24 protein-coding genes are annotated in these 20199 nt (G+C 71.3%); 9 read left to right on the top strand and 15 right to left on the bottom strand.

Annotated elements, in window-relative coordinates; translation table 11 throughout:
* Positions 1–110: 110 nt before the first annotated feature.
* The 3 genes from sodC to ACWF62_RS08425 form a co-directional block, all read right to left on the bottom strand.
* Positions 111–782 (bottom strand): superoxide dismutase[Cu-Zn], encoded by a 672-nt coding sequence (sodC, locus tag ACWF62_RS08415; RefSeq protein WP_452629812.1) that lies wholly within the window; start codon positions 780–782, stop codon positions 111–113.
* A gap of 109 nt (positions 783–891) precedes the next feature.
* A complete protein-coding gene (locus ACWF62_RS08420; protein WP_378506092.1) occupies positions 892–1452 on the bottom strand; it encodes a LytR C-terminal domain-containing protein in 561 nt (186 codons plus the stop codon).
* Between the two features lie 91 nt (positions 1453–1543).
* Positions 1544–1870 carry a DUF3263 domain-containing protein gene (locus ACWF62_RS08425; RefSeq protein WP_452629813.1) on the bottom strand — a complete coding sequence of 109 codons (327 nt, stop codon included), beginning with the start codon at positions 1868–1870 and terminating at the stop codon, positions 1544–1546.
* Positions 1871–2102: 232 nt separating this feature from the next.
* Here ACWF62_RS08425 and ACWF62_RS08430 point away from each other — a divergent pair, with 232 nt between their 5' ends.
* The 4 genes from ACWF62_RS08430 (at position 2103) to ACWF62_RS08445 (ending at position 5862) form a co-directional block, all read left to right on the top strand.
* Entirely contained in the window at positions 2103–2693 is a 591-nt protein-coding gene (locus tag ACWF62_RS08430; RefSeq protein WP_452629814.1) for a peptide deformylase, read from the top strand.
* Complete coding sequence (locus ACWF62_RS08435; RefSeq protein ID WP_452629815.1) at positions 2686–3741, top strand: N-acetylglutamate synthase, CG3035 family; 1056 nt, start codon at positions 2686–2688, stop codon at positions 3739–3741. Before ACWF62_RS08430 ends, ACWF62_RS08435 begins: the two co-directional genes overlap by 8 nt.
* An 85-nt stretch (positions 3742–3826) precedes the next feature.
* Complete coding sequence (locus ACWF62_RS08440) at positions 3827–4642, top strand: exodeoxyribonuclease III (protein ID WP_378506088.1); 816 nt, start codon at positions 3827–3829, stop codon at positions 4640–4642.
* 158 nt (positions 4643–4800) lie between these two features.
* The gene (locus ACWF62_RS08445) at positions 4801–5862 is read left to right on the top strand and encodes a methyltransferase (protein ID WP_452629816.1); all 1062 of its coding nucleotides are present in this window, start codon (positions 4801–4803) and stop codon (positions 5860–5862) included.
* A 16-nt stretch (positions 5863–5878) separates the two neighbouring features.
* Here ACWF62_RS08445 and ACWF62_RS08450 read toward each other — a convergent pair whose 3' ends face one another.
* Entirely contained in the window at positions 5879–6256 is a 378-nt protein-coding gene (locus tag ACWF62_RS08450) for a GNAT family N-acetyltransferase (protein WP_452629817.1), read from the bottom strand.
* 106 nt (positions 6257–6362) lie between these two features.
* The gene (locus ACWF62_RS08455; protein WP_378506085.1) at positions 6363–6704 is read right to left on the bottom strand and encodes a GNAT family N-acetyltransferase; all 342 of its coding nucleotides are present in this window, start codon (positions 6702–6704) and stop codon (positions 6363–6365) included.
* A gap of 251 nt (positions 6705–6955) precedes the next feature.
* On the opposite strand from ACWF62_RS08455, the gene thiC reads away from it, so the two are divergent.
* Complete coding sequence (gene thiC / locus ACWF62_RS08460) at positions 6956–8500, top strand: phosphomethylpyrimidine synthase ThiC (protein ID WP_452629818.1); 1545 nt, start codon at positions 6956–6958, stop codon at positions 8498–8500.
* Between the two features lie 11 nt (positions 8501–8511).
* On the top strand, positions 8512–9378 hold the full coding sequence (gene thiD, locus ACWF62_RS08465; RefSeq protein WP_378506083.1) for a bifunctional hydroxymethylpyrimidine kinase/phosphomethylpyrimidine kinase: 867 nt from the start codon (positions 8512–8514) through the stop codon (positions 9376–9378).
* Here the strand turns inward: thiD and ACWF62_RS08470 are convergent.
* The 9 genes from ACWF62_RS08470 to thiO all read right to left on the bottom strand — a co-directional run bounded on the left by ACWF62_RS08470 (position 9366) and on the right by thiO (position 15924).
* Positions 9366–9551: a hypothetical protein gene (locus ACWF62_RS08470; protein ID WP_378506082.1), complete on the bottom strand. Its 186-nt coding sequence runs from the start codon at positions 9549–9551 to the stop codon at positions 9366–9368. The genes thiD and ACWF62_RS08470 overlap by 13 nt on opposite strands.
* A 42-nt stretch (positions 9552–9593) precedes the next feature.
* Positions 9594–10010, bottom strand: coding sequence for a PLDc N-terminal domain-containing protein (locus ACWF62_RS08475; protein WP_452629819.1), 417 nt, complete (start codon positions 10008–10010; stop codon positions 9594–9596).
* 102 nt (positions 10011–10112) lie between these two features.
* A complete protein-coding gene (locus ACWF62_RS08480; RefSeq protein WP_452629820.1) occupies positions 10113–10946 on the bottom strand; it encodes an adenylate/guanylate cyclase domain-containing protein in 834 nt (277 codons plus the stop codon).
* 48 nt (positions 10947–10994) lie between these two features.
* On the bottom strand, positions 10995–11789 hold the full coding sequence (locus ACWF62_RS08485; RefSeq protein ID WP_378506079.1) for an ABC transporter permease: 795 nt from the start codon (positions 11787–11789) through the stop codon (positions 10995–10997).
* Positions 11789–12724: an ABC transporter ATP-binding protein gene (locus ACWF62_RS08490; protein ID WP_378506078.1), complete on the bottom strand. Its 936-nt coding sequence runs from the start codon at positions 12722–12724 to the stop codon at positions 11789–11791. The genes ACWF62_RS08485 and ACWF62_RS08490 overlap by 1 nt, the downstream gene beginning before the upstream one ends.
* A gap of 107 nt (positions 12725–12831) precedes the next feature.
* Entirely contained in the window at positions 12832–13782 is a 951-nt protein-coding gene (gene ppk2, locus ACWF62_RS08495) for a polyphosphate kinase 2 (protein ID WP_452629829.1), read from the bottom strand.
* An 88-nt stretch (positions 13783–13870) separates the two neighbouring features.
* Complete coding sequence (thiG, locus tag ACWF62_RS08500) at positions 13871–14626, bottom strand: thiazole synthase (protein WP_378506076.1); 756 nt, start codon at positions 14624–14626, stop codon at positions 13871–13873.
* Complete coding sequence (thiS, locus tag ACWF62_RS08505; RefSeq protein WP_452629821.1) at positions 14619–14834, bottom strand: sulfur carrier protein ThiS; 216 nt, start codon at positions 14832–14834, stop codon at positions 14619–14621. Before thiS ends, thiG begins: the two co-directional genes overlap by 8 nt.
* Before the next feature lie 4 nt (positions 14835–14838).
* On the bottom strand, positions 14839–15924 hold the full coding sequence (gene thiO, locus ACWF62_RS08510) for a glycine oxidase ThiO (protein WP_452629822.1): 1086 nt from the start codon (positions 15922–15924) through the stop codon (positions 14839–14841).
* Positions 15925–16050: 126 nt separating this feature from the next.
* Between thiO and thiE the strand changes: the two genes are divergently transcribed.
* Positions 16051–16761 (top strand): thiamine phosphate synthase, encoded by a 711-nt coding sequence (thiE, locus tag ACWF62_RS08515; RefSeq protein ID WP_452629823.1) that lies wholly within the window; start codon positions 16051–16053, stop codon positions 16759–16761.
* Between the two features lie 85 nt (positions 16762–16846).
* On the opposite strand, the gene ACWF62_RS08520 is transcribed toward thiE, so the two are convergent.
* Positions 16847–17719 (bottom strand): NUDIX domain-containing protein, encoded by an 873-nt coding sequence (locus ACWF62_RS08520; RefSeq protein WP_452629824.1) that lies wholly within the window; start codon positions 17717–17719, stop codon positions 16847–16849.
* Positions 17720–17885: 166 nt separating this feature from the next.
* Between ACWF62_RS08520 and ACWF62_RS08525 the strand changes: the two genes are divergently transcribed.
* Positions 17886–19217: a hypothetical protein gene (locus ACWF62_RS08525; protein WP_378506071.1), complete on the top strand. Its 1332-nt coding sequence runs from the start codon at positions 17886–17888 to the stop codon at positions 19215–19217.
* Entirely contained in the window at positions 19214–20194 is a 981-nt protein-coding gene (locus tag ACWF62_RS08530; RefSeq protein WP_452629825.1) for a glutamate ABC transporter substrate-binding protein, read from the top strand. The genes ACWF62_RS08525 and ACWF62_RS08530 overlap by 4 nt, the downstream gene beginning before the upstream one ends.
* The last annotated feature ends 5 nt before the right edge of the window (positions 20195–20199 follow it).

Raw genomic sequence — 20199 nt, forward strand, 5'->3', positions numbered from 1 at the left:
CCCGAATCCAACCACAGTCCCGACGACGACGCCGCGACCGGAAACCGGCCTGTGGCCGAGGTCTCCGATCGCGGCGGGTGGTCGAGCTCGGGTTCCGCTACGCGGTGGTGTTACTTGATCACACCGCAGGCGACGCGGGCGCCAGCGTCGCCGGTGTCCAGGGTGGCCTGATCCGGCGCGGGGGCGTACCGGGTCGGGATGTTCGCGAAGTTGTCGGCACCGGCGTGCACGACGATCGCGGTGCCCTCACCGTGGTTCTGCAGATCCTCGATCGTGAACGCGTCGGTGGTGGTCGTCAGGTTCGCGGTGCCGTCCGCACGCACGAACAGCGACGGCAGGTCGCCGCTGGCCGGGTTGCCGCTGTGGCCCTCGACCTGCAGGTGCCCACCGGCGGAGACGAAGTCGCCCTCGCAGCTGCCGACCGAGTGAATGTGCAGGCCGTGGAAGCCGGGCTCGAGGCCGTTCGCCGCGACGGTCACGACCACGTTCTCACCGGAGCCGACGAACGTCGCGGTCCCGGCCGCCTTGCCGTCCGCACCCTTGAGCACGGTGTTGAGCCGGTCGGCATGCTCGGCGCCGTGGCCCTCGCCTGCGTCACCCTCGGGTGCGGGCGCGCCGGTCCACACCGCAGGGGTGGTGCCCTGAACGTCGCTCGCCACCTCGTTCGGCGGGCTGCAGGCGGTGAGGCCAACGGCCGCGATCGCAACCATCGGGGCGACGACGCGCAGGGACACGCGGCGTGACCGGGTCGTCTGCGAATCGCGTCGGGTAAGCAAGGCCATCAAACCGCTCCTTCGAGATGGGCTGGAAGTGCACTGATCATAGCCAGCCGGGCGAACCGGCCGACCGGTGGTCTACGACGCCGCATAGTTGAGCGGCTCCGCCCCTCGTCTACTGGGAGGTGACGATGACGATCACGCCGGGGGACGCCGTCGCGATCCCGCCGAACCGCTGTTCGGCGGTGATGCCGAGATCCGCGGCGATCTGCTGCGCCGCCTGCCGCTCCGCCGCCGAGTTCGCGCTGTAATAGGCGGTCGTCTTCGCGACGTTGCCGCTGCTGTAGTTGCCGGTCTCGGCCACCGTCCAGCCCTCCGACTCGAGGGTGCCCGCGGTCTGCGCGGCAAGACCGCTGACGGTGCTGTTGTTGAAGACCCGCACCGGGACCGCCGACCGGTCGACGGCGGCGGTGGTCGGCGTCGCCGCAGCGGCGACCGGAGCGAGGGTGGTCGGCGAGACGGGCGCCGGTGTCGTTGCCCGAGCCGACGCCGCAGGCGCGTTCGGCGCCCCCGTGACCGGGGCCACGCTGGGCAGCACCTCGGACGAGCGGGTGTCCGACCCGGAGTTCGACAGGGTCAACGCTCCGATGCCCGCGAACGCGATGGCCAGGGCGATGAGAACCATCGCGAGTGCGCGTAGTGGGGGTCCCGACGGTGCCGGCTGCGGGGTGCTCACGGGTTCGACCATACGGGTCGGGGCCCCATCTGCGTCATCTGGGCACGCGGGCCGATCGCGCGGGCCGCACCACGAGGATCGGGCGACATGGCTAGGTGACGTCGAAACCGAGGCGGCGGGCGGCGCGCGCCTTCTGCCTGCTCGCGCGCAGCCGACGCAGCCGTTTGACCAGCATCGGATCCGCGGCAAGGGCCTCCGGCCGGTCAACGAGCGCGTTGAGCACCTGGTAGTAGCGGGTCGCGGACATGTCGAACAGTTCCTTGATGGCATCCTCCTTCGCGCCCGCGTACTTCCACCACTGGCGTTCGAAGGTCAGAATGTCGTGATCGCGGCGGGTGAGTCCGTCCGCTCCGACCCCGGCGCTGTCCGGCTGGTCGGTGGGCTGCGAATTCCGGCTACGCGCGACTGCGCCGTCCATCTCACTCCTCAACGTCGAACTCTCGCCCCATCCATCAGCGAAGGCTAAAGCTCCCCACCGACAGATCCGGGTGCACCGATCCGGCGACGAATGACAACCCTGTACTTCCGACGGCTATTGAACCACGGTGACCGCACCCGTTCCCCGGTTCGCGGTGCTGGCGCGTCGCGATGCGGGGCCCGGCGGCATCCGGCAACAGGGCGCACCGATCGCCACCACTATTCTCGGTCGCATGGCAATTCTTCCTATCGTGATCGTCGGTGACCCGGTTCTCCATCAGCCGACTGCGCCGGTGACGCAGCCGCTGTCCGAGATCGCCGAGCTCGTCGCCGACATGTACGACACGATGGACGCCGCGAACGGCGTCGGCCTTGCCGCCAATCAGGTGGGCGTCGGCCTGCGGGTGTTCGTGTACGACTGCCCGGACTACGACGTGAACCCGGACGGGGAGCGGCGTCGCGGCGAGGTGGTCAATCCGGTGCTGGAGACCTCGGAGATCCCCGAGTCGATGCCGGACCCCGAGGACGACGAGGAGGGCTGCCTGTCCGTCCCGGGTGAGCAGTTCCCCACCGGCCGCGCGAACTGGGCGAAGGTGACCGGGGTCGACGTGAACGGCGATCCGGTGACGATCGAGGGCACCGGCTTCTTCGCCCGGATGCTGCAGCACGAGGTCGGGCACCTGGACGGCTTCCTCTACACGGATGTGCTGATCGGGCGGAACGCCCGCGCCGCGAAGAAGATCATCAAGCGGTCCGGCTGGGGTGTCCCCGGCCTGTCCTGGACGCCCGGCACGGTCGAGGACCCGTTCGGTCACGATGACTGACGACCCGGCGGGCAGCGGCAGGCACCACCGCCCGCCGCCCGTGCCGGGTGGGGGCGGCACCCCCGGTCCCGAAACGGTGCCGCACCGGGCCAGGACCGCGCCCCGCCTCGGCAGCCGGGTGGTGCTGCGCTACAAGCTGCCGCCCGGCTATCCGCAGCCGCTGACCGACATGATCGGCGAACTCGTCGCGCTGACGCCCGCGGTCGTGGTGCGCGCCCAGGACGGTCGGGTCGCGCAGGTCGAGCGCGGCCAGGTCGTCGCGCTGAAGGAGATCGGGGCGCGCCCGGTCGCGACCCGCGAGATCCGGGCGCTCGAACTCGCGGCGGCGGACGGCTGGCCGGGGACCGACCAGTCCTGGATCGACGGCTGGCTGGCACGGGCGGGCGCGGGGATCACCGGCCGCGCGAACTCCGCCGCCCCGCTCGGTCGGGCGCACCGGATCGGTGACCTGCACTCCGGTGACACCCTGGACCGGCTGCACGCCTGGTACGCGGAGCGGCGACTGCCGCTGACGCTGCTGCTGCCGGACCGCCTCGGGGCGGCCCCCGACGGCTGGACCGTGTCGGCGGAGGTTCAGGTGATGGCGGCGGACATCACCAATCTGACGTTGCCGGACGGCGAGTCGATGGTGACGGTCGATCCGGCGCCGGGGGCGGGCTGGCGGTCGCTGCGCCGACCCGGAACGGGGGTGTCGGACCGGGAGGTTGCGGTGCTGACCGCGGTCCGTGACGGCGAACTCGGATTCGGGGTCCTCGGCGCCGCGGGGTCGGAACCACTCGGCATCGCCCGGGCCGCGATCACCGAGGCACCGGACGGCAGGCGCTGGGTGGGGCTGACCGCGGTCGAGGTCGCACCGGCGCACCGCAGGCGCGGGCTGGGGATGCTGGTGTGCGCGGAAATGATCCGCTGGGGCCGCGACCACGGCGCGACGCACGCCTACGTCCAGGTCCGGGCCGACAATCCCGGCGCCCTCGAGTTGTACCGGACCCTCGGGCTGATCGATCACCACCGCTACCGCTACGCCACCGCGCCCACCCGGTCCGGGTGAAGGGCACCTTCAGCCGGTCCGGCGGGGCGCAGGTGCCCTTCACCCGGCGGGGCGGGCTGTCGGAGCAGCGCACTACGCTGCGGGCATGCGATTGGCGACGTGGAATGTGAACTCCGTTCGGGCCAGGACCGACCGGATCGTGGACTGGCTGACCAGGACCGACGTCGACGTGCTCGCCATGCAGGAGACCAAGTGCCGGGACGACCAGTTCCCGACCGAACGGTTCACCGAACTCGGCTACCAGGTCGCGCACGTCGGCCTTAGCCAGTGGAACGGGGTCGCGATCGTGTCCCGCGTCGGCCTCGACGACATTCAGGTCGGCTTCGAGGGCCAGCCCGGATTCGCGAAGCAGGCCCCGGACAGCCTCGACGTCGTCCCGCCGGTCGTCGAGGCCCGCGCGATCGGCGCTACCTGCGGCGGCGTGCGGGTGTGGAGCCTGTACGTGCCGAATGGCCGCGAGCTGTCGGACCCGCACTACACGTACAAGCTGGACTGGCTCGCGACCCTGCGCGACGATGCGGCGAAGTGGCTGGCCGACGACCCGAACGCGCAGATCGCGCTGGTCGGCGACTGGAACGTCGCGCCGACCGACGAGGACGTGTGGGATCCGGCGCTGTTCGAGGGCAAGACGCACACCTCGCGCCCGGAGCGGGACGCGTTCGCCGCGTTCGAGGAGGTCGGGTTCGCCGAGGTGACCCGGCCGCACACCCCCGGGCCCGGGGTGTACACCTACTGGGACTACACGCAGCTGCGGTTCCCGAAGCGGCAGGGCATGCGGATCGATTTCCAGTACGCCTCCCCCGCGCTGGCAGCCCGCGTCACCGATGCGTCGATCGACCGGGAGGAACGCAAGGGCAAGGGCGCGAGCGATCACGCCCCGGTGATCGTCGACCTGGATTAGGTTCGCGCTCGTCCGTCCGCCGCACCCCCTTCCCTCAGGAGTCCACCGTCGAGACCGCCAATGACCAACCCGACCGGATAGACGCCGCCTGGGTCGAGAACGGTCAACACCGATCGGCCCGCTGGCGCACCAACGGCGACCTCAAGCCGCCGAAGACGGTGGTCATCGCCGGGGATGAACTCCGCGCCGACGACGCGATGCGGCTTGCGTCCGAGGGCACCGCCATGCTGTGGCGAGGCGACTTTCCTGGCGCCCGGCAACTGCTCGATGCGCTGAAGCGGCGGCTTGATCGGCTGCGAGTGCAGGCGGGCCCGGACCTCACGCTGACCTTCCACCGACACCGGCAGGCCAGGGCGCACCGCACCCGGATCCTGAGCATGATCGTCATCGAACTCGGCCCGGACTACGCCATCGACCTGAGGCGGGCACCCGATATCCGGCTGGCGTGCCGCGAGGCGTACGGCGACGCCTCGGAGGCCAGCCTGGTGTCCCTGCAGGAACTGCTGGGGGTCGTCGGTGCACACGAGTGGCGGCGGCGGGGCGTGCAGATCCCGGCGCTCGATGCCCGCATCCACCCCCACTACGGGGTGTTCGCACCGACCCGGAACGAGTACGTCGACCTGGTCGCGGAGGCGGAGTTCCCGGCACGCGTCGGCACGGCGTTCGACATCGGCACCGGCACCGGAGTGCTTGCCGCACTGCTCGCCCGACGCGGCGCCGAGCGGGTGATCGCGACCGACATCGCACCGCGCGCGGTCGCCTGCGCCACCGACAACATCGACCGTCTCGGGCTGGCGGACCGGGTGCAGATCGTCCACACCGACGGGTATCCGGACGGGCGCGCCGACCTGGTGGTGTGCAATCCGCCGTGGGTGCCGGCCGCGCCGACGTCGTCGATCGAGTTGGGGGTCTTCGACCGCAAGGGCCAGATGCTCGCCGAGTTCGTCCGCGGACTGCCGGGCCACCTCACCGCGGGCGGGCAGGGATGGCTGGTGCTCTCCGATCTTGCGGAGCGTCTCGGCCTGCGCACCCGCGCCCAGCTGACCGACCTGTTCGATCGGTCCGGACTGATCGTGCTCGGCCGCAGCGATGTCCACCCGCGGCACCCGCGGGCGTCCGGCGGTCGCGGCCAACGCAGCCGGGGTCCCGAAGATCCGCTGGCGGCCGTCCGGGCGGCAGAGGTCGTGTCCCTCTGGCGGCTCGCGGCCCGCGACGGCTGACCGCGACGTCGTCGCGTCAGGCGTCGTCGAGCAGCGGCAGGTACTCGGTGTGGGTGCCGAGATAGCGTCGCACGTAGGTGCAGACCGGGTGCACCCGCCATCCGCGCACCCGCGCCTCCTCAAGCACCTCCCGGACCAGCACCGCCGCCCATCCGCGGCCGCCGTGCTCCTCCTTGACCACCGTGTGCATCAACGCGACAGCGGCGCCGTCCGCCGGTGCGCAGTCGACGCCGTCCAGGCGGCGGTATCCGAGGATGCCCACCAGTTCGCCGTCGACCCACAGGTCGAAGCGCGAGTGCGCGGGGTTGTCCTCAACCTGAGCCCGCGCCGCGTCGGCGCGGGCCGCGACGGCGGTCACCGCCGCCGTCCGGTGCTGGTGGTTCCGCTTGAACATGCCGCCATGCAAGCAGCATCCGGGCCGGGCCGCTGCCCGGGACGGGCCCCGTCGACAAGTTGTCGCCCATCCTTCGTCGAATCGTGGCCGAATCGCCGCCCGGCGCTCACACCGGGACCAGAATGTCGCGGTACTCGGGGTTCGCGGCGACGAATCGCTGCAGGTAGGTGCACACGGGCCGGATCTTCCATCCGTACCCGCGGGCCGCGTCGAGCGCCCGCCGGACCATCAGCGCGGCGAGCCCCCGGTGCCCGAAGTCCTCGACGATCACGGTGTGCAGGAAGGAGACGACCGGCGCCGTCGACCGCCGTCGGCCCCTGGCGGCTCCATCGTTCGACTCGAGGTCGTAGTAGCCCAGAATGCCGACGAGGTCGCCGTTGAGCCACAGCTCGAAACGGCTCTGAGCGGCATTGTTCGTCACCTCGGCCGTCGCCTTGTCCGCGAGCATCGGTCCTGTCTCCTTCTGGGTGAAGCGCCGGGCAGCCTGCCCGTAACAAAAATGTGATCCACGCCACTATAGGTCGGCTGGCGGGTGCGCAACAGGGATCGGGCGAAACTGGGCTAGGGTCTGCGGCGACAACTGAACACCCACGGGGGCTCGCACCAGCGGGCTGAGAGGACGGCTAGCTCCTTCGCGAGCGATGAGGGCCGTCGACCGTATGAACCTGACCGGGTAATGCCGGCGTAGGGAGTATTCGAATGAGGGACACCTCTGTCACCACGGCCGTCACCACGGGACCGATCGCGGGCAGCAGCAAGCGGTACCTGGACGTCGACGGGCTGTCGGTGCCGGTGCGCCGCGTGCACCTGACCACCGGCGATCATCTGGACCTGTACGACACGTCCGGCCCGTACACCGAGGACGACGCGCGAATCGACCTTGAGGCGGGCCTGCCGCCGGTGCGGTCGGGCTGGCCGCGGCCTGCCGGGGCCAGCACCCAACTGGGCTGGGCGCGCGCGGGCGTCGTCACCGCCGAGATGCGCTACTGCGCCGCCCGCGAGGGCGTGTCGCCGGAGGTGGTGCGCGACGAGGTCGCCGCCGGTCGGGCGGTGATCCCGGCCAACCGCAATCACCCCGAGCTCGAACCGATGGTGATCGGCAAGCGGTTCGGGGTGAAGATCAACGCGAACATCGGCAACTCGGCGGTCACCTCGTCGATCGCCGAGGAGGTCGAGAAGATGGTGTGGGCCACCCGTTGGGGCGCCGACACCATCATGGACCTGTCCACCGGCAGGAACATCCACGAGACCAGGGAGTGGATCCTGCGCAACTCCCCCGCCCCGGTCGGGACGGTGCCGCTCTACCAGGCGCTGGAGAAGGTTGGCGGCGACCCGGCAGCACTGACCTGGGAGCTGTACCGCGACACCGTGATCGAGCAGTGCGAGCAGGGCGTGGACTACATGACGGTGCACGCCGGGGTGCTGCTGCGGCACGTCCCGCTGACCGTGAAGCGGGTCACCGGCATCGTCTCGCGCGGCGGGTCGATCATGGCCGCCTGGTGCCTCGCGCACCACCGGGAGTCGTTCCTGTACACCCACTTCGCGGAGCTGTGCGAGATCCTCGCGCGCTACGACGTCACCTTCTCGCTCGGCGACGGGCTGCGCCCCGGGTCGATCGCGGACGCAAACGACGAGGCGCAGTTCGCCGAGCTCCGCACCCTCGGCGAACTGACCGCAATCGCGAAATCCCATGGCGTGCAGGTGATGATCGAGGGCCCGGGGCACGTGCCGATGCACAAGATCGTGGAGAACGTCCGCCTCGAGGAGGAGCTGTGCGAGGAGGCACCGTTCTACACCCTCGGCCCGCTCGCCACCGACATCGCGCCCGCCTACGACCACATCACCTCCGCGATCGGCGCGGCGATGATCGCGCAGGCCGGGACCGCGATGCTCTGCTACGTGACCCCGAAGGAGCATCTGGGGCTGCCGAACCGGGACGACGTGAAGGTCGGCGTCATCACCTACAAGATCGCCGCGCACGCCGCCGACCTGGCCAAGGGGCACCCGCGGGCGCAGGAACGCGACGACGCACTGTCGACGGCCCGGTTCGAGTTCCGCTGGCACGATCAGTTCGCGCTGTCGCTCGACCCGGACACCGCCCGGGAGTATCACGACGAGACGTTGCCCGCCGAGCCAGCGAAATCTGCACACTTCTGTTCGATGTGCGGGCCGAAGTTCTGCTCGATGCGGATCTCCGCCGACGTCCGCCAGGTGTACCTGCCCACCGTTCCGGCGGGTCGATAGGCTCCTTGCTCGTGAACCTGCTGCCGCTGACCCCCGACGGACAGACCCCCGTCCGTGCCCTCACCATCGCCGGTACCGATTCCGGCGGCGGCGCTGGCATTCAGGCCGACTCCCGCACGATGGCGCTGCTCGGTGTGCACGCCTGCGTCGCCGTCGCCGCGGTGACGGTGCAGAACTCGGTGGGGGTGAGCGGTTTTCACGAGATCCCGCCGCAGATCGTGGCCGATCAGGTGCGGTCGGTGGTCGGCGACATCGGGGTGAGCGCCGCGAAGACGGGGATGCTGGCGTCCACCGCGATCATCGAGTCGGTCGCGCAGGTGTGCGGCGAGGTCGGGATCGGCAAGGGCAGGCCGGTGCCGCTGGTGGTGGACCCGGTGTGCGCATCGATGCACGGCGACCCACTGCTGCACGCGGAGGCCCTCGACGCGGTGCGGCACACGCTGATCCCGATCGCGTCGCTGGTCACGCCGAACCTCGACGAGGTCCGGCTGATCACCGGCATCGAGGTCGTCGACGACGCGTCGGCTCGCCGGGCAGCGGAGGCGCTGCACGGGCTCGGCGCGCAGTGGGCGCTGGTCAAGGGCGGGCACCTGCGTACCTCAACGGAATCGACCGACCTGCTCTTCGACGGCGAAACGTTCCACCAGTTCACCGGCCCGCGGATCGACACCGGCAACGACCACGGCGGCGGGGACACCCTCGCCGCCGCGGTCGCATGCGCGCTCGCGCACGGCCGGTCGATGCCCGAGGCCGTCGCGTTCGGGAAGCAGTGGGTGACCCGCTGCCTCGCGGCGTCCTACGACCTCGGGGCGGGACACGGCCCCGTCTCCCCGCTGTGGCGGCTGCATCCGGGCGCTGCGGAAGGTCAGTGCGAGTAGTCCCGGAAGGTCATCACGGCCGCGACGAGGATCACCGCCGCCGCGACGATGTAGACCGCTATGCGGAACCAGTAGGGACCGACTTCGTAGTAGTTCACCGCGAACGCGCCGAACATTGCGGCCAGGATGAGCACCATCCCGTACAGGGGCGTCCGCTGTTCCCGATCAGCCATACCATCAGTGTCCGCGCGGACAGCGGCGGTCGCAATGGCCGGTCATTCGGCCTGATCGCCGTCGGCCTCGTCACCGCGGCGGTGCCGCTCGTCGTCACCGCGGCGGTGCCGCTCGTTGGCACCGCGCCGCTGCTGCTCCTTCGCGACGCGGCGCTGCTCCTCGGCTCGTTCGCGGCAGCGCCGCAAGAACTCCTCGTCGGACTCACTGCTGACGCCCGCCTGCCGACCGGGCCGGTCGTACTCCGGGAAGCCGGTGACCCGGGCCGGGGCCTGCACACCGACGCCGCCCTGTGGACGCCCGAGTAGCAGCCACAGCACGGATCCGAGCAGCGGCACCAGGATCACGACGATCAGCCACAGGATCTTCGGGAGGTGCCGGACCCGGTGCTCGTCTGCGCAGATCACGTCGACGAGGCACCCCACCCACAGCACCATCACGATCAACCCGAGATACGGCACGCGCCGCCCCTTCCCACGTTCCTCCTCCGGACAAACCGGACCCAGGAGTTTCATCCACGCCGGGCCCCGGCGCGTTACGGGCCGCGGCGGACGACCGCGGGGTCAGTCCCGCTGAACTGTGTACATCCGCAGGTCCGCGGGCACGCCCCGCGGCGCGGACGAGAACAGTCCACGACGGAACGGTCGAGCAAGCAGGCCCAGCTCGGCAAGCCGCTCGGAGCCGAGCGCGTCGACGGTCGCCGCGGAGGCCATCACGTGGCCGTCGGCGCCTGCCTGCATCACCCTGGCGGCGATGTTGACGTCGACCCCGAGCCAGTCGGCGCCGACCTGGCGAGGAATGCCGGTGTGCACGCCGACCCGCATCCGGGGGCGGTGGCCGTGGCACTCCACCCCGCCCAACGCCGATCGGGCGGCGAACACGGCTTCGATGGCGCGGTCGGGGCGGGCGAACACGGCCATCATCCCGTCGCCCATCCGCTTGACGACGAGTCCGCCGCGCTCGACGACGGGAGGTTCGATCGCGCGGGCCACCTCGCGGAGCAGGTCGATCGTCGCCTCGTCGCCCGCGGCGAGCGCGAAGTCGGAGTAGCCGACGAGGTCGGTGAAGACGAGCGTCATCTCCCGCGTGCCCCGGCCGCGACCGGTGCGTTCGAGCACCGCCTGCCACAGTTGCAGCGCGCCGAACCCGGCCTCGCGGGCGGCGCCGGGCCGTTCGCCCCGCAGCCGGTCGGCGACCCGGGCAACCGCCCGCACCCCGCCCGGTCCCGCGGTGGAGAGCGGGTCCCCGAAGCTGGCATCGCCGGGCAGGGCGCGCCGGACCCGCCGGACCGTGTCGACCACGGCGGGTGCGCTGTCCACCGCGCGCAGCCAGGCCAGCGCGGACGCGACGCGGCGCGCACCGTCGCCGGACTGCCCGGCCGCAGGCTCCTCGGTCACCGGCAAAGTGTAACCACCCGTCACAGACAGGAGCCTGCGGCGCAGCGCCTACGCGTCGCGCTTGTTGACGACGAACAGCGCGGCCCCAAACACCACGGCGACGAACACCGCGAAGTAGACGAGGCTCCCCCACGGACCCCAGTGCCAGTCGATGCCCTGGTCGGAGCCGAGGAAATGATTCGCATTGGCAAACGGCAGGAACGGCTGGATCTCGCGGCCCACCCTGCCGAACAGTCCGAACAGCGATTCGATCAGCAGCGGCCACAGCAACAGCAGCGTGATCGCGCCAGCGGACTGCCGCACCAGCGACCCGACCGCGACGGCAAGCGCGACGCACAGCAGCGCATAGATCGGCACCCCGTAGATCGCTCGCCAGGATTCGGATCCGGACAGCGTCAGCAGCGCGCCCGCCTCGCTCCCCGCGGTGGCCTTCGCGATCGCGTACGCACCGAACGTCAGCCCGAAGGTCAGCACCGCACCGAAGACCCCGATCAGGCCGGCCTTCGTGAGCAGCACCGTGTCCCGCTTCGGCACCGCCTGGAAGGTGGTGCGGATGAGGCCGAACCGGTACTCACTGGTCACCGCGAGCGCGGCCATGATCATCAGGATAAGAACGCCGAACCCGCTGACGCCGCCGACCGAGTCCGCGAGGGTCGGCAGGAACGGGTCGTAGCCGGGGTCCTCGCCGGTCGCGACCTGATCGTGGTATGCGCTGAGCCCCACCTTCGCCGTCACGCCGATCACGGCGGCAAGGACGAGCCCCAACACGACGATCGCGGCGGTGCACCACCACGGCGACTTCGTCGAGGTGAGCTTGATGCGTTCCGCTGCAACGACACCCATCAGAGCGTCCCTCCCATCACGTCGGCGTGGTACTGCACGTCGTCCCCTGTCATCTTCATGAATGCGTCCTCAAGCGACCCGCGCTGCGCCGCCAACTCGTGCAGCACGATGCCCTGCCCGCCGGCGATCTGCCCGACGGTGTCGGTCGTGGCGCCGCGCACGATCAACGCGGCATCACCGTCCGGGCCCGCGCCGTCGGACTCCACGGACAGGCCCTGCCCGACGAGGGCCGCCTGCAGCACCTCGAGCTGCGGGCTGCGCACCCGCACCGACGCCTCCGAGGACCGGTCGACGAATTCCTTGACCGGGGAATCGGATACCAGCCGACCTCGCCCGATCACGACGAGATGCTCTGCGGTCAAAGCCATCTCGGACAGCAAATGGCTCGAGACGAGGACCGTCCGACCCTCGCCGGCGAGGCGCTGCATGAACTTGCGGATCCAGACGATGCCCTCGGGGTCGAGACCGTTGACCGGCTCGTCGAACAGCAGCACCTGCGGATCGCCGAGCAGCGCACCGGCCAACCCGAGCCGCTGCGCCATGCCGAGCGAGAACCCGCCCGCCTTCTTCCCGGCGACCTCGGTGAGACCGACCAGACGCAGCACCTCGTCGACCCGGGACGACGGAATCCCGTTGGAGGCGGCCATCCACTGCAGGTGTGCCCGCGCGGACCGGTTGGGGTGCACCCACTTGGCGTCGAGCAGTGCGCCGACGGTCCGGAGCGGCTGCGGCAGATCGTGGTACGGCTTGCCGTCGATCAGTGCCACGCCCGCGGTCGGCCGGTCCAACCCGAGGATCATCCGCATGGTCGTCGACTTGCCCGCGCCGTTCGGCCCGAGGAACCCGGTGACGATCCCCGGCCGGACCGTGAAGGTCAGGTCGTCGACCGCCCGCACGTCCCCGAATGTCTTGGTCAGTCCCCTCACTTCAATCATGACCACCAGCATTCCCGAAAAACCGGAGGCGCACATCATTCCCTGGTGGCGCGCCGTGTCATCCGTGGGGCTGACAGGCCGTCAGGGTTTTCCCCGAGCCGTCAGGGTCAGTGCGACCCGTTCCCGCCAACGGTATCCGGGGTCGTCGGGAACCGGTCCGCCGGGTTCTCGCCCTCGTCGTACACCGACTGCGGGGGCCCGATCAGCAGCGGATCCGGTGTTCCGACGACGCGCGGGTCCTTGCCTGCGTAGTCGAACCGCGCCAGCACCCACCGCATCGCCTCGAGGCGGGCACGCTTCTTGTCGTTGGACTTGACGATCGTCCACGGCGCGTGCGGGGTGTCGGTGTAGAACAGCATGTTCTCCTTGGCCTCGGTGTAGGCGTCCCACTTATCGAGGCTGGCGAGGTCGGTCGGCGAGAGCTTCCACTGCTTGACCGGGTCGGTGCTGCGCGCCACGAACCGGGCGTGCTGTTCCTCGCGTCCGACGGAGAACCAGAACTTGATCAGGTGAATGCCCGATTGGACCAACATCCGCTCGAATTCCGGTGCTGAGCGGGTGAATTCGAGGTACTCGGTGGGGGTGCAGTAACCCATGACCCGCTCGACACCGGCCCGGTTGTACCAGGACCGGTCCATCAGCACGATCTCCCCGCCCGCCGGCAGGTGCGCGACGTACCGCTGAAAGTACCACTGCGTCCGTTCGCGCTCGGTGGGCTTCTCGAGGGCCATCACCCGCGCGCCGCGGGGGTTGAGGTGCTCGGTGAACCGCTTGATCGCACCGCCCTTCCCCGCCGCGTCCCTGCCCTCGAAGATGATGACGATCTTCTCGTCGTTCTCCTTGACCCAGGCCTGCAGTTTGAGCATCTCGATCTGCAGGGCACGTTTACGGAACTCGTACTGGCGCCGGGTCATCTTCCGGTCGTACGGGTAGCCGTGCCGCCACGGCGCCTCCGGCCCGTCGTCGGGCCGGACCCGCCCCGACTTGCGCAGCAACTCGCCGATCTCGTCGATCTCCGGGGTGACGTCGATCTGCGTCGGTGCGGCCGGCGCGAACACCCCGTCCGGTGCGTGCCCGTCGCGCGACTGCCCGTGCTGCTCGCTCACGCTGTCGAGCCTACCGCCGGACCGACGACCTCGGCGGGATCTACAGGTCGGGGGAGGATGCTTGCGCCCAGAACCGCTTCGGAATCCGCCCCGCCAGCCGTGCGAGGTGCCCGGCGGTGACGGCGGATGCCATCGCGGACGCCATCGACACCGGATCCTTCGCCCGGGTTACGGCGGTCGCGAGCAGCACCGCGTCGCAGCCGAGTTCCATCGCCAGGGCCGCGTCGCTGGCCGTGCCGATGCCCGCGTCCAGGACGACCGGAACCCCGGCCTGCTCGACGATCATCGCGATGTTGTGCGGATTGCAGATGCCTAGTCCGGTGCCGATCGGCGCACCGAGCGGCATCACCGCCGCGCACCCGACGTCCTCCAGCCGCTTCGCGAGTACCGGATCGTCGGTCGTGTACGGCAACACCGTGAAGCCGTCGTCGACGAGTTGTTCTGCGGCGCTGACCAGTTCGATGGCGTCGGGGAGCAGGGTGCGATCGTCGGCGATCACCTCGAGCTTGACCCAGTCGGTCTCGAGAGCCTCCCTGGCCAGTTGCGCGGTGAGCACCGCTTCCGTGGCACCCCGGCAGCCCGCCGTGTTCGGCAACGGCGCGATGTCCAACCGCCGCAACAGGTCCAGCACCCCGGTGCGGCCGACGGCGTCCACCCGGCGCATCGCGACGGTGGTCAGTTCGGTGCCCGACGCGACCAGTGCCTCCTCGAGCACCGTCAGGTTTGCGGCGCCGCCGGTCCCCATGATCAGCCGGGACCCGAACGTGCGGCCGGCGATCGTCAGCTGGTCACCCACCCTGCACCGCCGTCAGGATCTCGATCTCCCAACCCTTTTCGACGTTCCGATCCCACGACGAGCGGGGCACGACGGCGCCGTCCACTGCCACCGCGACCCCTCGGTCGGGCAGGTCGAGGTGGGCGAGAAGCTGTGCCACCGTCATCGGCTCGGACAGTTGATGGTCCTCGCCGTTGACGGTGATGCCGATGTTCACCATGGTCGTCATTTCCTCACTCGTGCGTCGACACCAGTGTGCCGAAACGGTCGGGCAGGCAGGACACCGCCTCCGGCAGCGGTGTCCCGTCCAGTTCGGCAACCACCGCGTCCGCGGACAGCGGCGTCAACAGGATGCCGTTGCGGCCGTGCCCGGCGGCAAGGACAACCCGGTCCGTGACGCGGCCGAGAATCGGCAGGTTGTCGGGGCTCATCGGCCGCAGTCCCGCGGTCGTCTCGTGCAGTTCGTACTCGCCGATGCTCGGCATCAGGGCCTGCGCGTCGGCGATCAGGTCCCGCACCCCGGCAACGGTGACGGCGGTGTCGTCACCCGACTCGTGCTGGGTCGCGCCGACCACCAGTCCGTCCCCCCGCGGAACGAGGTAGACGGGGCGACCGTGCACGCTGGCCCGGACGGTTCGGCTCGGCGCGGGCGCCACCCCCGGCCGGTGCCGCAGCCGGAGCACCTCCCCCTTCACCGGGCGCACCGGCAGCCCCGGCCACAACCGGGCGGACGCGGTCCCCGCGGCGAGCACCACCTGGTCGTCGGGCAGGGCCTCCAGGTCGGTGACGGTGTCGGCCCGGAACGTCACACCCGCGTCGGTGGCGGCCGCCCGCAGGGCCCGGACCAGCGCACGGTTGTCGACCGCGAGCTCGGTCGGGGCGACCAGCGCCAGCCGGATCGCCGGGGCAAGCGACGGTTCCGCGGCCCGGATCTGCGCCCGGGTGAGCAGGTCGAGGTCGTGGCCGTGCCCGGCGAGCCAGTCGGCGACGGTGCGCAGGTCCGCGGCGTCCGCGGCGTCCAACGCGACCGTCATCGAGCTCTGCGAGGTGAACAGCGTCTCGCCCGTCGACCGTTCCAGTTCCCCGCCGAAGCCGGGCCACCGGTCCAGCGACGCGGATCCGGCGGCGAGCACCGCGTCCTCGCCGGGCCAGCCCTCGGACAGCGGGGCCAGCATCCCGCCCGCCACCCACGACGCCCCCGACCCGACGGCCGGGTCGTAGAGCGTCACGGACCACCCGGACCGGGCTGCGCGCCACGCGATCGACAGGCCGATCACGCCGCCGCCGACCACCGCAACGGTTCCGTTCACCACATCCACCTCACTCCCTGCGCCGGCATGATCCGGGTCAGGTCTGACGGTCGGGGCGCGCACGCCCCCTCTCAGCCCCGCGTCCGCCGGGACTCCCGTGTCTCAATCGTTCCCCCAGAGACTACCGTTGGCCACGTGCCCACCTCGCATGCCGCTCAACGCCCCGCCCCGCGCGAACGTCTCGCGACCGCGCGCCTGTACCTGTGCACCGACGCCCGACGGGAGCGCGGCGACCTGGCGAAGTTCGCCGACGCGGCGCTGTCCGGCGGCGTCGACATCATCCAGCTCCGGGACAAGGGATCGGTCGGGGAACGGGAGTTCGGCCGGATCGAGGCGCGCGAGGAACTGGCCGCGCTCGCCGAACTTGCTGCGGTCTGTCGCAGGCACGGCGCGCTGCTCGCCGTCAACGACCGCGCCGACCTTGCCCTGGCGGCGGGCGCCGACGTTCTGCACCTCGGGCAGGGCGATCTGCCCGTGCACTACGCGCGCCGGATCGTCGGACCCGACGTCGTGATCGGCCGGTCCACCGGCAGCCGCGCGCAGGCGCAGCTCGCCGCGATCGAGGAGGGCGTCGACTACTTCGCGACCGGGCCGGTGTGGGCGACCCCGACCAAGCCGGGCCGGGGCGCCGCGGGCCTCCAGCTGGTCCGGGAGGTCGCGGCCGCGGAGCCGACGCTGCCGTGGTTCGCGATCGGCGGGGTCGACGAGCAGCGGCTGCCGGAGGTTCTCGAGGCGGGCGCCACCCGGATCTGCGTGGTCCGCGCGATCACCGAGGCCCGCGACCCGCAGGCCGCGGCCCGCGCCCTCGGCGACGCCCTCGACCGCAACGCCGCCGCATCCCGCTAACCCGCCTCCTCGGGTTCCCTAATGTCACATTGGCTCACTTAGCGATACTCGATGTGACATTAGGGAACCCGCGGGGCGCGGAACCTTAGTCGAGCCAGGACAGGACAGTGGACGGCGACAGCCGAAGCACGGTGGTGGGCAGCCGGTCGCGGAGCCCGCGGTCGGCGGTGACGACGACGGTCAGTTCGCCGGGCGCCGCGGTGAGCGTGCCCACCGCGGCGGGGCCACCCGCGAGCTCCGCCAGCGTGTCGTCCCCGCTGCCCGGCGCGACGTGCACGGGCACCCGGGTGTCGACGGCGGCGACCTGCGCCGCCCGTCCCTCAAGGACCGCCTCGACCCGCGGCAGCCAGCCGAAGCCGCCGTCGGGGAGTTCGATCGTCCTCGGCAGGGTCGCCGCGATGCCCGCGAGCAGCCTGCCGGTGGCGCCCGCGCGGTCCCGCCACCACCCGTCGGGGCGGGAGCCGACGACGTTCGCGGTGTCGAGCAGCAGGCGCACCGGGGCGGCCCGCAGCGCCGCCCAGCTGGCCGCGAACCCGGGATGCAGCGGCAGGTCCGGCACCCGATCCTCGGGCACCCAGCGCAGTTCGGTGCTCTCCCCGTTCGGGACCGTCGCCAGCGGGTGCTCGGCGTCCGCGATCACCGTGGTGTACGTCCAGTCGCTGCCAACGACACGCGCGGTGACCCGTTCGGCCCGCACCCTCAACTGGGCGGCACCGATCCCGGCCTCCTCCTCCGCTTCCCGGACCGCGGCATGGGTGGTGCTCTCGTGCGAGTCCCTCGCGCCACCGGGCAGCGCCCAGGTCCCGCCCTGATGACTCCACGCCGCACGGTGCTGGAGCAGAACCGCCGATCCACCGTCGGGCAGCGGAGCGCGCAGCAGCAGGCCAGCGGCGCCGAACCGGCCCCAATACCGGTTGCCGTCGTCGCTCGTCGCCCAGCCGTCGCCGTCACCGCGCATCGACTTCGCCCACCTACTCCGTGTCCTCGGAATTCCCGCGCGAACGCATCGTGCGCCCACCGAACGATCCGTCTCCGAACTTAGCCAGTCACTCGGCCCGAAGCACGGATACTGCTTATATGCTGCCCACTGTCGGGGGATCCAGCCAGGTGCGAAGGGGTGCGCGGTGACAGTTCGGGTGGCCCCCTCGACGCAGCCGCGAGGCGTCGAGGCGTCGGGCGCCCCGGTCGGCACGGCTGCGCGACTGCGGACCCTGGCGCGCACCACCCCCGCCAGGATGACGGCGCTCGGGATCGGGTTGGTGCTGCTCGCGATCGTGTCCGGGACGGTCGCCGCGACCCAGGTGATGGACCGGCAACGCACCCTCGACGTGCTGCACACCGAGATCGAGCCGCTCGCCTACGCCGCCCAGGACATCTACAGCTCGCTGTCCATCGCGGACGCCGCCGCGACGACGGCGTTCCTCTCCGGCGGGATCGAACCGGTCGACGTGCGCGACCGCTACACCCGGGCGATCACCGACGCGGGCGTCGACCTCGTCGACGCGGCGGCGGGCACCGACCCGACCGACACAACGGCCCACGACCTGCTGACGAAGCTGTCCGTCGGCGTGCCCGTCTACACCGGCCTGATCGAGACGGCACGCGCCAACCATCGGGACGGCCATCCGGTGGGGTCGGCGTACCTGAGCGAGGCGTCGACGATGCTGCAGACGACGCTGCTGCCGCTGGCCGAACAGTTGCACACCGTGCAGGCCGCGCGCGTGGTGGCGCTGCAGGCGGAGTTCGCGACCCCGCCGTGGCTGGCGATCGCGCTGCTGATGCTGCTGCTTGCCGCGTTGGTGGTGGCGTCGTACCTGCTTGCCCGCTGGACCCGCCGCCGGTTGAACGCCGGCCTGATCCTGGCCTGCCTCGCCGTGACCGTGTCGCTTGGCTGGCTGGTGGTCGCCGGATTCGTCTCGGCCTCGTCCACCGCCCGCGCGCTCGACCTCGGCGCGCGGCCGCTCGCCGAGCTGACGACGGCCCGCATCCTGACGCAGCAGGCCCGCGCCGACGAGACGCTCGGGTTGGTGCGGCGCGACTTCACCGGGCGCTACGACGCCGACTTCCAGCGGCACCTCGATCGGCTCGGGTCGGTCCTCGCCGACATCGAGCGGCGGGACCCGCCGGTGGCTGCACGGATCGGGGCCGCGGACCGCGCCAGGGTGGCCTGGTCGAGCGCGCACGCACAGTTGATGACGCACCTCGCCGAGGGTAACTGGCGCGGCGCCGTCACCATTGCGATCGCGGCGGGCGGGGCCGGATCCACCGCCCACTATGCGGCGGCCGACACCGAACTGACGAGTGCGATCGCGGCGACGCGCGCGGAGCTGAGGGACGGCATCGGCCGCGCACTGACGACGCTGACCGGGTTGGCGCCGGGGACCGCCGGGCTTGGGGTGATCGCGGTGACCGGGGTGGTGATCGGACTGTGGCCACGACTGCGGGAGTACCAGTGACGCGGGGCGCGCGGTGGCGCCGCCGGGTCGCGGTCGGTGCGGTCGCCGCCGCGGTCGCCGGCTGCGCCACCGACACGGTGTTCGACCTGCCGGAGCATCCGACCGCGTACCTGGCGCCACCGATGCCGTCGGGCGTGGCGACCGCACCGCCACCCGCCTCGCCCGAACCCGAGCCGGACTGCGGCGACCCGACCGCGAGCCTGCGCCCCTCGCCGGCGGACGCGACCACGCCGACCCCCGCGGTGGACCGGATCCGGGCGCGCGGACGGTTGGTCGTCGGACTCGACACCAGCAGCAACCTGTTCAGCTTCCGCAATCCCGCGACCGGCACCATCGAGGGTTTCGACGTCGACATCGCCAGGGAGATCGCGCGCGACCTGTTCGGCGATCCCAACCGGATCGAGTTCCGGATCCTGTCCTCGGCGGATCGGATCGCGGCCCTCGACAGCCGGCTGGTGGACGTGGTCGTCAAGACGATGTCGATCACCTGCGAGCGACGGGACCGGGTGGCGTTCTCGACGGTGTACTACCAGGCCGGGCAGCGGGTGCTCGCGATGCGGGGGGCGGGGATCCGGGACGCGTCCGACCTGGCGGGCCGCCGGGTGTGTGCGGCAGCGGGGACGACGAACCTGCACCGCATCCAGCAGATGCAGCCCGACGCCACGGTGCTGACGGTGCCGAACTGGGCGGACTGTCTGGTGCTGCTGCAGCAACGGCAGGTCGACGCGGTGACCTCGGACGACGCGATCCTCGCCGGGCTCGCGTCCCAGGACCCGAACGTCGAATTGGTCGGCCCCGCCTTCAGTTCCGAGCCGTACGGGATCGGCCTCAACAAGGCCGACGCGGACCTGGTCCGCCAGGTGAATCGCACCCTGGAGCGGATCCGCGCGGACGGCACGTGGCGACGCATCCACGATCGGTGGCTGTCCGTGATCGGGCCTGCCCCCGCACCACCGACACCGCACTACGAGGACTGACCGCC

The sequence above is a fragment of the Rhodococcus sp. NPDC054953 genome, assembly GCF_053609225.1.